Raw genomic sequence first — 13,720 nt, 5'->3', positions numbered from 1 at the left:
CTGCAGCGCAGGCGCAATATGATTCCAAACCGAACATTCAAGAGGGCTGAAAAGCCCCTGTTTGCAGCGCCAAAAGCCCGCTCGATTTACTTTCATGGCGCTTTTGCGACAATTTTATGAGACAGCTTTCGCCGCTGAACGGTTACAGGAGGAATAATTTTGCCCGGATGGTGCGACATATCGCATCAAGAGGAATTTTTTGCCGACTGTAACAAAAATGCAAAAAATCTAATGACAAGTTTTCATCTTTGGGCTAGTTTCAGCTTACAAAAGAGGCAGGAAGTTTAAATTCTTGCCGATTTCGCGGTCAGTCTTGGGAGGATGAGATCTTAGGCGCGTTCATTCGCAGCCCCGGCAACGGTTACAGATCACGCGAAACTAAAAAACAAGGCTGAAACGCCTTGTTTTTTTTTGCTTTTTTGAAACACGCTCAAAAACACCAAAATAAATTAAGGCGAATTTGCGTTTGTCAAGACGCCGCGTCTCTGTTGGTTGGGGGTATGGCGGCTATACATGACAGCTTGATGACAGAAATCAGTCATAAACCGGGATAATGCGCGGCAGGTCGTCCAGGCTGAAGCCGAAATACCATGTGCTTGCGTACCACACGCCGCAGATTGCGACAGAAACGAGGGTCGTCACCAGAACGATCTGTCCGCCCCGGAAGCGCGTCGGCGCGCTCGCCACAGTTCCCAGCGCAACATCCCCGTCTTCAGACTGCGTACGCAGGCCAATCGGCAGGATGATGAACAGAACCGTCCACCAGACGATGAAAAACACGGCGAATGTCGAAAGCCACTGCATGTCATAAACCTCCCGTTCTTTCTGCGATCAATCCAGTGCTTTCCACGGGATCGAAGGCAAATTATCGCAAAAGCACCCGCCTCTAAAGGCAGCCGGAACTCAAATCTGCTCCAGCTCGATCAAAGTCCCGAAGAAATCCTTCGGGTGGAGAAAAAGTACCGGTTTGCCATGCGCGCCGGTCTTCGGTTCGCCATCACCCAGTACTCGCGCACCTTCTGCCTTGAGACGATCCCTGGCCGCGAGAATATCGGCAACTTCGTAGCAGATGTGGTGCATGCCGCCGGAAGGGTTCTTTTCCAAAAAGGCCGCGATGGGAGAGCTCTCGCCCAGCGGCTCCAGCAGTTCCACCTTGCTGTTGGGCAGTTCCACGAAAACGACGGTCACGCCGTGTTCGGGCAGAGCCTGCTGCTGGGAGACGGCGGCACCCAGCGTATCGCGGTAAGTGGCGACTGCCGCGGCCAAATCCGGCACGGCAATCGCGATATGGTTGATACGACCCAGCATGTTTCCTCCCGAAACGGCTGATAAGACGGATTACACCTTCGTCACGAACACAGTGACGATGGGCTTCTTGCCCCAGACCTGATTGGCCGTGGCGCGCACGGCACGGCGCACCGATTCCCGCACAACATTCAAATCCTTGCGGCGCGCGCGCGGAATGCTTTCGACCGCACCCAGCACGGCGTCATAAAGCGTATCTTCCATGGCCTCGCCTTCATCATCGAATTCCGGCAGGCCGAAAGGAACGACATCGGGGTCGCCCACGAAATCGAAGCGGCTGTCCAGCACGACATTGATTGAGACGTGGCCAGCAAAGGAGAGCTTGCGGCGGTCACCGATGCCCATTTCCTCGAAGTCACCGACCAGACGGCCATCTTTGAAGACGCGGCCATGCGGCGCGTCATCGATGACTTCCGCCGGACCGGGAGCCAAGCGCAGGATATTGCCGTTTCGGACCTTCGGAACCTGCGAAATGCCGGCCTGTTCGGCCAGTTCCTTCTGGGCCACCAGATGCGCGGCTTCGCCGTGCACGGGCACCAGAATCTGCGGCTTCACCCACTCATACATCTGCAAGAGTTCGTTGCGGCGCGGGTGACCGGACACGTGAACCAGTGCTTCATTATCGGTGATGATGTGGACACCCTGCTCGATCAGGCCGTTCTTGATGTCGAGAATGGATTTTTCGTTGCCGGGAATGGCACGCGACGAGAAGACGACCGTATCTCCAGATGCGAGCGCCACATTGCGCATTTCATCACGCGAGAGCTTTGCAAGTGCGGCGCGGGACTCCCCCTGCGAACCGGTCAGGATGACCACCACCTTGTTGCGCGGGATATAACCGAATTCGTCTTCGGCCAGAAATGGCTTGATGCCTTCCATGATACCGAGATCATGCGAGACATTGACGACGCGCTTGAGCGAGGAGCCGAGCAGCAGAACTTCACGGCCCGCACGATCCGCAGCCTGCGCGATGGAGCGAATGCGCCCGACATTGGACGAGAAAGTCGTGATCGCCACGCGTCCCTCGGCATTTTCGATAATCTGGCGCAGACCTTCCGACACCTGCTCTTCGGATGGAGAAACACCATCGCGCAGCGCATTGGTACTGTCGCACATCATGGCAAGCACGCCTTCTTCGCCGATGGCACGGAAGCGGGCTTCGTCAGTCAAGGGTCCGAGCGATGGCGCATGATCGATCTTCCAGTCGCCGGTGTGGACGACATTGCCGAGCGGCGTCCGGATGACCAGCGACATGGGTTCGGGAATGGAGTGGTTGACGCCAATCGCCTCGATTTCGAACGGGCCGACATTGATGCGGTCACCGGCCTTGAAGGGCGTGATCGGAATTTCGGCGCGCGTGCCTTCGTAGTTACGCTTGGCTTCGAGCATGCCAGCAGTAAAACCGGACGCGTAAACCGGAACATTAAGCCCAGGCCAGAGATCGTTCAGCGCACCGTAATGGTCTTCATGCGCGTGGGTGATGATGATAGCCTTGAGATTGTTGCGCTGCTCCTCGATGAAGCGGATGTCCGGCAGCACCAGATCCACGCCAGGCAGGTCCAGACCGGCAAAGGTCACGCCGCAATCGACCATGATCCATTGGCGTTTGGCAGCAGATCCATAGCCATAAAGCGCCAGATTCATGCCGATTTCGCCGACGCCACCGAGCGGCAAGAATACGAGTTCGTCTTTTGTTGTCATTCTTTTTCTGTCCAATCATGCTTGCCACCGCGACGTTTAAAACGCGCGGTGACAGCGAATGGCATCGGTTTTCATCATACGCCGACCGCAGCCGATGCGAGGCTGCCGGGACGTCCTGCATTTACCGAGCAGCAGGAATGCTCCAGATCCAAACATCGAACGTCGGCGCAATGTCACGCACCGTGCGGTTCAACCAAAAAACACGTCACCAGCCGCGATGGAGCGCACTGGCCCCTCGTCTTCTTCCAGCAGCAGGAAACCCTTATCATCAATTCCGGCAAAACGCCCGCGGATCGACCGATCCGGAAGATTGACCGTAATCGGCTCGCCAATGCCACAGGCAGCCGCGCGCCACATGCGCATGACCTCGGCCACGCCCTTCCCGCGATTCCACAGGCTTAGAACATGTGCAACTTCACCAAACATATGGGCGAAAAGCTCGTCTGGCCCGCAGGCCGCGCCATGTTCGCCAAGCCGCGTGACGGGATAGGCAGGGTTGTCAGGCATATGGGCAAGATTGATGCCGATGCCGATGACGAGTGCCGTGCGCCCGTCCGCCAATGTCTCGGCTTCCATCAAGATGCCGCAGGTCTTCTTGCGCCCGATGAGAATGTCGTTCGGCCATTTGATCTCAAGCGGCGCGCCACCGGGGGGCAACACGGCAGCAATGGCACGATAGACCGCCAGCGCGAAGGCGAGAGGCAGGGAGCCGATATGCTCAATGGACGCGGGATCAATGAGAAGAAGGGAGGCGTAGAGATTGCCGGGTTCGGATACCCAGGGCCTGCCGCGACGGCCACGACCGCCGGTCTGGCGGGTGGCGGTCACCCAGAGATTGCCGCCATCGCCTGCCCTTGCACGGGCAAAACATTCCACATTGGTCGATGTCGTCTCGGCCAAAGCTTCGTGCCGGAAGTCATCGACTGACATCCGGCCCGTTTTCAAACGCGTCTCACTCAAAAGAAGGTCTTTGCTGCGACGTCAACCGCATTGCCGAGAACACCGCCGAAGAGGATGAAGGCAAGAACGAAGAGGCCAGACAGCGCGTAAACGATGCGCAGTTCGCCCGAGGCCTTTTCGAAGCTGCCCTTGGCATCATCGAACCACATGACCTTGACGATGCGCAGGTAGTAGAAAGCACCAACGACGGACGCAATCACACCGATAACTGCCAGCGGATAAAGCTTGGCTTCGATGGCTGCGAGGAAGACATAGTACTTTCCGAAGAAGCCTGCGAGCGGCGGAATGCCTGCGAGCGAGAACATCAGGATCGTCAAAACAAGCGCCATGAAGGGATTGCTGGAGGCAAGACCGGCCAGATCATCCACGCTTTCGACATTACCGACTTCCTTGCGACGCATGGCCAGAATGCAGGCGAAGGTGCCGAGCGTCATACCCATGTAAACGGCCATGTAGAGCAGCACGCCGGAAACACCAGCCTGCGTGCCAGCAGCCAGACCCACCAGCGCATAACCCATGTGACCGATGGAGGAATAGGCCATCAGACGCTTGATGTTGCGCTGGCCGATGGCCGCGAAGGCACCGAGCAGCATGGAGGCAATGGAGATGAAGACAACGATCTGCTGCCAATCGGCAAAGACTGGCTGGAATGCATCGATGACGATACGAACGAAAATCGCCATGGCGCCGATTTTCGGTGCAGCGGCCAGGAATGCCGTGACCGTGGTCGGCGCGCCCTCATAAACATCCGGCGTCCACATGTGGAACGGAACGGCGGAAATCTTGAATGCCAGGCCAGCCAGCACGAAGACCAGACCGAAGACGAGGCCGAGCGAGCGTGTCTCTGACGAGAGCACGGCGGCGATTTCATTAAAGCCGGTGTTGCCGGTGAAGCCATAGACCAGCGACATGCCGTAAAGCAGCATGCCCGAGGACAGCGCGCCGAGAACGAAGTATTTCAGACCGGCTTCCGTGGAACGCAGGCTCTCACGGTTGATGGCGCAGATGACGTAGAGCGCCAGCGACTGAAGCTCGAGCGCCATGTAAAGCGAGATCAGGTTGTTGGCCGAGATCATCAGGAGAATGCCGAGCGTGGCGAGAACCAGCAGCACGGGATATTCGAAACGACCAATGGGCTCGACGCGGCTATGGCCAATCGACAGGATCATGGCGACGATGGAGCCGATCAGCGCCAGCACCTTCATGAAGTTGCCGAAGGCATCGGCGACGTAAACGCCGCCAAAGGCCTCGCCCGTTGCAGGCGCGAAGATGATCCACAGACCGACGACGACCAGAAGAGCCATGGCAAGACCCATGACCGTGTTGGTCGACTTGTCCCCGGAGAAGACCCCAATCATGAGCAGCGCCAGAGCGCCGACCGCAAGGATCAGCTCGGGCGTCGCGATGCGCAGACTGGCAAAAAGAATTTCAGCGGTCATGTCCTACGGGTCCTGTCGTCAGTTCAGAGAAAGCGCAACATTCTGCGCTGCCTGCAATGCGGCCGTATAATTATTGATCAAAAGGTCCACCGATGCTGCCGTAGCATCGAAAACCGGTGCCGGATAGACGCCGAAGAAAATCGTCAGCGCCACCAGCGGATAGAGAATGACCTTTTCGCGCGTCGAAAGGTCGAGCATCGCCTTCAAGCTTTCCTTTTCCAGCGCACCGAAAATGACGCGGCGATAGAGCCACAGGGCATAGGAGGCAGAAAGAATGACGCCCGTTGCCGCAAACAGTGCAACCCAGGTGTTGGCACGGAACACGCCGATGATCGTCAGGAATTCACCAACGAAGCCGGATGTCCCGGGCAGACCGACATTGGCCATGGTGAAGACCATGAAGGCGACGGCATATTTCGGCATATTGTTGACGAGACCGCCGTAAGCGGAAATCTCGCGGGTATGCAGACGGTCATACACGACGCCGACGCAAAGGAAGAGCGCGCCAGAGACGATGCCGTGCGACAGCATCTGGAAGATCGCGCCCTGCACGCCCTGAACATTGGCGGCGAAGATACCCATGGTCACGTAACCCATGTGGGCAACCGACGAATAGGCGATCAGCTTCTTGATGTCGTCCTGCATCATGGCGACCAGTGAGGTGTAGATGATGGCGATGACGGACAGCGTGAAGACGAAGGGCGCAAAATGCTCCGAGGCAAGCGGGAACATTGAGAGCGAAAAGCGGATGAAACCGTAACCGCCGAGCTTCAGCATCACGCCAGCCAGAATGACCGACCCTGCAGTCGGCGCCTGAACGTGCGCATCTGGAAGCCAGGTGTGAACGGGCCACATTGGCATCTTCACTGCAAAAGCGGCAAAGCAGGCAAGCCAAAGCCATGTCTGCATGCCAGCTGGGAAGCCGTGCTTCAGAAGCTCGGTCATATCAGTCGTACCAGCCTGCCAGTACATCGCCATGATGGCGAGCATGGTCAGAACCGAACCCAGCAACGTGTAGAGGAAGAACTTGTAGGAGGCGTAAACGCGATCCTTGCCGCCCCACACGCCGATGATGATGAACATCGGGATCAGCGTTGCTTCGAAGAAGACATAGAAGAGGACCGTATCCAGCGCGACGAACACGCCGACCATGACGACTTCCAGCAGCAGGAAGGCGATCATATATTCCTTGATGCGCTTCTCGATGGAATTCCAGCTTGCGAGAACGCAAAACGGCATCAGGAACGTCGTCAGGATGACGAACAGCATGGAGATGCCGTCGACGCCGAGGTGATAGGCAGCGATGTTACCGAACCAGGCGTGCTTTTCCACCATCTGGAAGCCCGGGTTCGAATTGTCGAAACCGATCCAGATGAAGAGAGACAGCACGAAGGTAAAGACCGTCGTCAGCAGCGATACGTTGAGAACGTTGCGACGTCCAAACGGACCGTTCGCATTGGTCAAAAGCAGGAGCACCACGCCGACGAGCGGCAGGAAGGTGACCGTTGAAAGAATAGGCCAATCGGTCATCAAAGCGCACTCCCGAGCATCATCCAGGTGACAAGCCCGGCAATACCGATCAGCATCGCAAAGGCATAATGATAGAGGTAACCGGATTGCAGACGAACGACGCGGTTGGTCACATCAGCCACGCGCGCGGCAATACCGTTGGGTCCGTAATGGTCGATGACGGCCACATCGCCCTTTTTCCACAGGAAGCGGCCAAGCGCCTTTGCGGAACGAACGAAGAGGAAGTCGTAGAGTTCGTCGAAATACCACTTGTTGAGCAGGAACTGGTAGAGGCCACGATGGGTCTCGGCCAGACGCTTCGGCGTCTCAGGCGACTTGATGTAGAAGTACCATGCGGTGACGAAACCAAGTGCCATGGCGACGAACGGGCTCCACTTGACCCACAATGGAACGTGGTGGAACTCTTCGAGGATTTCGTTGGACGGCAGCATGAACAGCGCGCCCTTCCAGAATTCCGCATATTCCTCACCGAAGAAATGACCTTCGAACATGACACCGGCGAGCACTGCACCGATGGTCAGCACGAAAAGCGGGATCAGCATGACCATTGGCGATTCATGGACGTGATGCATCACATCTGCGGACGCGCGTGGCTTGCCGAAGAAGGTCAGGAACGCCAGACGCCAGGAATAGAAGCTGGTGAAGAGCGCGGCGACGACCAGAAGCACGAAAGCGAAACCGGCGACCGCATTGTGCGAGGCATAGGCCGATTCGATGATCACGTCCTTGGAGAAGAAGCCCGCAAAGCCGATCATCGTGCCGGGAATACCAACGCCTGTCAGCGCCAGCGTACCGACCGTCATCGTCCAGAAGGTGATGGGGATGTGCTTGCGCAGACCGCCCATGTGACGCATGTCCTGCTCGCCATCCACGGCGTGAATGACCGAACCGGCGCAAAGGAACAGCAGCGCCTTGAAGAAGGCGTGCGTGAAGAGGTGGAATACGGCTGCACCATAAGCACCAGCACCGAGCGCCACGAACATGTAGCCGAGCTGCGAGCAGGTCGAATAGGCGATGACGCGCTTGATATCGTTCTGAACGAGACCGACTGTGGCAGCGAAGAAAGCCGTGATTGCGCCAATCAGCATGACGAATGTCAGGGCATCCTGCGACAGTTCGAAAATCGGCGACATGCGCGCAACGAGGAAGACGCCAGCCGTGACCATGGTTGCGGCGTGAATGAGCGCCGACACAGGTGTTGGGCCTTCCATCGCGTCTGGCAGCCATGTGTGCAGCAGGAACTGCGCCGACTTACCCATGGAGCCCATGAACAGCAGCAGGCAAACGCCCGTGATCGCATGGGCCTTGTCCAGCTGCATGCCAAACAGGTTGATGACGACATCCGTCGAGGCTGCGCCGTCGGCAGGCAGATAGGTGCCGGCGGCTGCGAAGATCGTTTCGAAACTGACCGAGCCGAACAGCACGAACAGACCGGAAATGCCGAGGATGAAGCCGAAGTCACCGACGCGGTTGACGATGAAGGCCTTCATGGCGGCAGCAGAAGCGGACGGCTTCTTGTACCAGAAACCGATCAGAAGATAGGACGCCAGACCAACACCTTCCCAGCCGAAGAACATCTGCAACAGGTTGTCGGATGTGACCAGCATGAGCATGGCGAATGTGAAGAGCGACAGGTAGGCAAAGAAGCGCGGACGATGCGGATCGTGGTGCATGTAACCGATGGAATACAGGTGCACGAGACAGGACACCGTGTTGACCACGACGAACATGACGGCCGTCAGCGTATCGATACGGAAGGCCCATTCAACATCGATGCCGCCGGACTGGATCCAGCGCAGCACGGTCACCTTGATGACCTCGCCTGCTTCATGGGTGAGCAGCGCAACATCGATGAACACGATCCAGGACAGGATCGCGACGACGATCATCAGGCCGGTTGTGACATATTCCGAGGCCTTGGCACCGATGGAGCGACCGAAAAGGCCAGCGATCAGGAAGCCGATCAGCGGAAGAAAGACGATAGCTTTGTAGATCATAGCCTTATCAGCCCTTCATCATATTGACGTCTTCCACGGCAATCGATCCGCGGTTGCGATAGAAGACTACGAGTATTGCAAGACCGATGGCCGCTTCCGCAGCAGCGACGGTCAAAATGAACAAAGCGAAGACCTGGCCGACGATATCGTTGAGGAACGACGAGAACGCCACCATGTTGAGGTTGACCGCAAGCAGGATGAGTTCGATCGACATGAGGATGACGATGACGTTCTTACGGTTGAGAAAGATACCGAAGATGCCGATCGTGAAGAGGACCGCGCTGACCGTGAGGTAATGGGAAAGACCGATTTCCATATTCTATGTTCCTTGGATCCGTTCGCCTCAGATGCCCTGACCCGGCTTGACCTTGACCGTCGTGACGGCGGTCTTCGGATCACGGGCAACCTGCGTAGCAATGTCCTGACGCTTGATATCGGTGCGGTGGCGCAGCGTCAGAACGATGGCGCCGATCATGGCCACCAGTAGCACGAGACCGGCCAGCTGGAAGAAGTAGACGTAGTTCGTGTAGAGAACGTCACCGAGTGCTGCCGTATTGGCGCGCTCCAGCGGGTTCGGAATCGGCATGGTGGTCGATTTGGCCGCCTGCGGGTTAAGCACGCTGCCACCCACGACGATGATGAGTTCTGCCGCCAGAATGATGCCGATCAGCGCGCCGATGGGCGCATATTGCAGCACGCCGGAGCGCAGCTCGGCAAAGTCCACATCCAGCATCATGACGACGAAGAGGAACAGCACCGCCACAGCGCCGACATAAACGACCAGCAAGATCATGGCGAGGAATTCAGCGCCCGTCAGCAGGAAGAGAGCGGCTGCGTTGAAAAAGGTCAAAATGAGGAAGAGAACCGAATGAACCGGGTTCTTCGAAGCAATGACCATGAACGCAGACGCCACGGCGACGAAAGCGAAGATGTAAAAGAATACAGCGTGCAGACCCATGTTGGTGCCTTTTTGTCCTCACCGGACAAACGCGACCCTGAAGCCGCATGCCCGTTTCGTTCCCGCCAGCGATAACCGACGGGCATTGACTGTTTTACCCTCTCCGAAGCAGCGCTCCGAAGACACAATGCTGCCTTAACGGTAAGGCGCATCCAGAGCAAGGTTGCGAGCGATTTCACGTTCCCAACGGTCGCCATTATCGAGAAGCCGTTGCTTGTCGAAATACAGCTCCTCGCGGGTTTCCGTCGCGAATTCGAAGTTCGGACCCTCTACGATGGCATCGACCGGGCATGCTTCCTGGCAGAAGCCGCAATAAATGCACTTTACCATGTCGATATCGTAACGAACCGTGCGGCGCGTGCCATCGTTGCGGCGCGGGCCAGCTTCGATGGTAATTGCCTGGGCAGGACAGATCGCTTCGCACAGCTTGCAGGCGATGCAGCGCTCTTCCCCGTTGGGATAACGGCGCAGAGCGTGTTCGCCACGGAAGCGCGGGCTGACCGGTCCCTTTTCGAAAGGATAGTTCACTGTCGCCTTCTGTTTGAAGAAGTGACGCATCGTCAGGAAAATAGCGCCAACGAATTCCTTGAGGAACAGTGAATTGACGGCTTGGGAAAGACTGGCCATCTCAACCTCCAAATCTGCAAGCGAGGACTGCGGACATCTTATGCCCCCGCCGTCAGCTTGAGTACGAATGCAACAATCACGACCATGGCGAGCGACAGCGGGAGGAAGACCTTCCAGCCAAGGCGCATCAACTGGTCATAGCGGTAACGCGGGACGAATGCCTTCACCAGACCGAACATGAAGAACACCATGCCACCCTTGAGGATGAACCAGATGATACCCGGCACCCAGTTGAGGAACCAGACATCCACGATGGGAAGCCAGCCGCCCAGGAACAGGATGGTCGTCAGGCAGCACATCAGAACGATGGCAGCATATTCGCCCAGCATGAACATCATGTACGGGGTGGAGCCATACTCCACCATGTGACCGGCCACAAGTTCCGATTCCGCTTCTGGCAGATCGAACGGTGGACGGTTGGTTTCCGCCAGCGCCGAAATGAAGAAGATGATGAACATCGGGAAGAGCGGCAACCAGTGCCAATCCAGGAACGATGCTGGCAGACCAAGCGACGTGCCGATGCCCGAATGCTGCGCATTGACGATATCCGTCAGGTTCAGCGAACCGACGCAGAGCAGAACGGTGACGATGACGAGGCCGATGGAGACTTCGTAGGACACCATTTGCGCGGCAGAACGAAGCGCGCCGAGGAATGGATACTTCGAGTTCGAAGCCCAGCCACCCATGATGATGCCATAGACTTCCAGCGACGAGATCGCGAAGATGTAGAGAATGCCGACATTGATGTTGGCGACAACCCAGCCCTGATTGAACGGGATCACGGCATAGGTCGCAAGTGCCAGCGTCACGGCAACCAGCGGAGCCAGCAGGAACACAGCCTTGTTTGCACCGGATGGAATGACCGGCTCTTTCAGAATGAACTTCAAAAGGTCAGCGAAAGACTGGAACAGACCGAAGGGACCAACGACGTTGGGGCCACGGCGTAGCTGAACAGCCGCCCAGATCTTACGGTCTGCGAGCAGAAGGAAGGCGATCGACACCAGCAACAAAACGAGAAGAAGCAGAGACTGGCCGACAATAATCAACGCTGGCCAGACATAGCTCCAGAAAAACGATTCCATAGTCCCCTACCCTTACTCTGCCGCAGCCTTGAAATTGTTGCGGGCCAATGCGGAACATTCAGCCATCACGGCGGACGCTCTCGCAATCGGGTTCGTCAAATAAAAGTCCTTAACCGGCGAGGCAAAGCCTGCCTTGTTCAGGCTGCCAGCCTTTGTGGCCAGCGTTTCAATCGCTGCTGCGTCGGCGACGGCAATCTCGTCAGCATCGGCAAAATGCGGATGCGCGATGTAAAGCTGGGCGCGCAGTGCAGACAGCGAGTCGAATGGCAGCTTGTGGCCGAGAACATCCGACAGTGCACGCAGGATTGCCCAGTCTTCACGGGCTTCGCCCGGTGCGAAACCAGCGCGGTTACCCATCTGGACGCGACCTTCGGTGTTGACCCAGATACCGGACTTTTCGGTATAGGCTGCACCCGGCAGGATGACGTCGGCATTCATTGCGCCGTTGTCACCATGCGAGCCGATGTAAACCGTGAGCTTCGCGCTCTTTGCAGACAGATCGATTTCGTCAGCGCCGAGCAAGAAAAGAACCTCGGACGAAGCCGCGATAGAAGCAGCATTGGCCAACTTGTCTGCCGGAACGAAGCCGATATCCAGACCGCCGACGCGGGCAGCAGCTGTGTGCAGAACGGAGAAACCGTTCCATTCGCCAGACACTGCGCCGACAGAAACGGCAAGCTTTGCAGCCGCAGACAGAACGGCAGCACCATCTTCTCGCGACAGCGCGCCCTGCCCGACGATAATCATCGGGTTCTTGGCAGCCTCCAGCTTTTCGATGAAGCTGTGCGAACCGGATGCCAGATCGGACAGCGTATCCGTGCCAGAGCCGAGATATTCGTATTCGTAACGCAGCTCGCCCGCTTCACCGATAACAGCGACCGGGAAGCCTCCACGACGCCAGCGCTTGCGAATACGTGCGTTGAGCACGGACGCTTCGTAGCGTGGGTTGGAGCCGATGATCAGCAGCGCGTCAGCATGTTCGATGCCTTCGATGGTGGCGTTGAACAGGTAGCTGGCGCGACCGAGCGATGGGTCAAGCGCTGTGCCATCCTGACGGCAATCGACATTGGTCGAACCCAGCGACGCCAGCAGCGACTTCAATGCAAACATTTCTTCGACGGAAGCGAGATCGCCAGCGATAGCGCCTATCTTCTCACCCGATGTCGATGCGACGCCAGCCTTGATGGCGGCAAAAGCTTCGCCCCAAGTCGCGGGCTGCAAGCGGCCGTCCTTGCGGACGTAAGGCTTATCGAGACGCTGGGTCTTTAGACCATCCCAGATGAAGCGGCTCTTGTCGGAAATCCACTCTTCGTTGATGGCTTCGTTGACACGCGGCATGACGCGCATAACTTCGCGACCACGGGTATCGACGCGGATGGCAGAACCGAGCGCATCCATCACGTCGATGGTTTCGGTCTTGCCGAGTTCCCAAGGACGGGCGGTAAACGCAAATGGCTTGGATGTGAGCGCGCCGACCGGGCAGAGGTCAACGACGTTGCCCTGTAGCTCCGATGTCATTGCCTGCTCGAGATAGGTCGTGATTTCGGCATCTTCGCCCCGACCGATGAGGCCGAGTTCAGAAATGCCAGCCACCTCAGTGGTGAAGCGGACGCAACGCGTGCAGTGAATGCAGCGGTTCATGACCGTCTTGACGAGCGGTCCGATATATTTGTCTTCCACGGCGCGCTTGTTTTCAGCGTAACGCGAACCGGCGATACCGAAGGCCATGGCCTGGTCCTGAAGGTCGCATTCGCCACCCTGGTCGCAGATGGGACAATCGAGCGGGTGGTTGATGAGCAGGAATTCCATCACGCCTTCGCGGGCCTTCTTGACCATCGGCGTGTTGGTGAAAACTTCCGGCAATTCGCCGTTCGGGCCGCCGCGAATATCGCGCACACCCATGGCGCAGGATGCAGCAGGCTTGGGCGGTCCGCCCTTCACCTCGATGAGACACATGCGGCAGTTACCCGCGACCGACAAACGCTCGTGAAAACAAAAGCGCGGAACTTCGGCACCAGCCTCCTCGCACGCCTGCAACAGCGTGAAATGATCTGGAACTTCGATCTCTTTACCGTCAACCTTGAGCTTTGTCATGGTCCTGCTACGTCCTGTTGCCTGTCC

General features: G+C 57.4%; 12 protein-coding genes. All 12 read right to left on the bottom strand.

What is annotated here, in order from left to right; genetic code table 11:
• Window positions 1-534: 534 nt before the first annotated feature.
• Window positions 535-804 (bottom strand): DUF1467 family protein, encoded by a 270-nt coding sequence (locus tag ABUK73_RS00530; RefSeq protein WP_113089448.1) that lies wholly within the window; start codon window positions 802-804, stop codon window positions 535-537.
• A 99-nt stretch (window positions 805-903) separates the two neighbouring features.
• On the bottom strand, window positions 904-1,308 hold the full coding sequence (gene mce, locus ABUK73_RS00525) for a methylmalonyl-CoA epimerase (RefSeq protein WP_353575600.1): 405 nt from the start codon (window positions 1,306-1,308) through the stop codon (window positions 904-906).
• 30 nt (window positions 1,309-1,338) lie between these two features.
• Complete coding sequence (locus ABUK73_RS00520) at window positions 1,339-3,006, bottom strand: ribonuclease J (protein WP_353575599.1); 1,668 nt, start codon at window positions 3,004-3,006, stop codon at window positions 1,339-1,341.
• A gap of 189 nt (window positions 3,007-3,195) precedes the next feature.
• Window positions 3,196-3,936 (bottom strand): biotin--[acetyl-CoA-carboxylase] ligase, encoded by a 741-nt coding sequence (locus ABUK73_RS00515; protein WP_353575598.1) that lies wholly within the window; start codon window positions 3,934-3,936, stop codon window positions 3,196-3,198.
• Between the two features lie 26 nt (window positions 3,937-3,962).
• Window positions 3,963-5,405, bottom strand: coding sequence for an NADH-quinone oxidoreductase subunit NuoN (gene nuoN, locus ABUK73_RS00510; RefSeq protein ID WP_353575597.1), 1,443 nt, complete (start codon window positions 5,403-5,405; stop codon window positions 3,963-3,965).
• An 18-nt stretch (window positions 5,406-5,423) separates the two neighbouring features.
• Entirely contained in the window at window positions 5,424-6,935 is a 1,512-nt protein-coding gene (locus tag ABUK73_RS00505) for an NADH-quinone oxidoreductase subunit M (protein ID WP_353575596.1), read from the bottom strand.
• Window positions 6,935-8,932 (bottom strand): NADH-quinone oxidoreductase subunit L, encoded by a 1,998-nt coding sequence (gene nuoL, locus ABUK73_RS00500; protein ID WP_353575595.1) that lies wholly within the window; start codon window positions 8,930-8,932, stop codon window positions 6,935-6,937. The genes ABUK73_RS00505 and nuoL overlap by 1 nt, the downstream gene beginning before the upstream one ends.
• 7 nt (window positions 8,933-8,939) lie before the next feature.
• Window positions 8,940-9,248: an NADH-quinone oxidoreductase subunit NuoK gene (gene nuoK / locus ABUK73_RS00495; protein WP_042619655.1), complete on the bottom strand. Its 309-nt coding sequence runs from the start codon at window positions 9,246-9,248 to the stop codon at window positions 8,940-8,942.
• Window positions 9,249-9,275: 27 nt separating this feature from the next.
• Window positions 9,276-9,890 (bottom strand): NADH-quinone oxidoreductase subunit J, encoded by a 615-nt coding sequence (locus tag ABUK73_RS00490; RefSeq protein WP_353575594.1) that lies wholly within the window; start codon window positions 9,888-9,890, stop codon window positions 9,276-9,278.
• Window positions 9,891-10,025: 135 nt separating this feature from the next.
• On the bottom strand, window positions 10,026-10,517 hold the full coding sequence (gene nuoI / locus ABUK73_RS00485; protein WP_003512679.1) for an NADH-quinone oxidoreductase subunit NuoI: 492 nt from the start codon (window positions 10,515-10,517) through the stop codon (window positions 10,026-10,028).
• Between the two features lie 38 nt (window positions 10,518-10,555).
• Window positions 10,556-11,599: an NADH-quinone oxidoreductase subunit NuoH gene (gene nuoH / locus ABUK73_RS00480; protein WP_113089456.1), complete on the bottom strand. Its 1,044-nt coding sequence runs from the start codon at window positions 11,597-11,599 to the stop codon at window positions 10,556-10,558.
• Between the two features lie 12 nt (window positions 11,600-11,611).
• Window positions 11,612-13,693 (bottom strand): NADH-quinone oxidoreductase subunit NuoG, encoded by a 2,082-nt coding sequence (gene nuoG / locus ABUK73_RS00475; protein ID WP_353575593.1) that lies wholly within the window; start codon window positions 13,691-13,693, stop codon window positions 11,612-11,614.
• Between the last annotated feature and the right edge of the window lie 27 nt (window positions 13,694-13,720).

It is taken from the genome of Agrobacterium vacciniicorymbosi, assembly GCF_040427045.1.
Classification (GTDB): domain Bacteria; phylum Pseudomonadota; class Alphaproteobacteria; order Rhizobiales; family Rhizobiaceae; genus Agrobacterium.
This window is presented reverse-complemented; position numbering and strand designations above follow the sequence as displayed.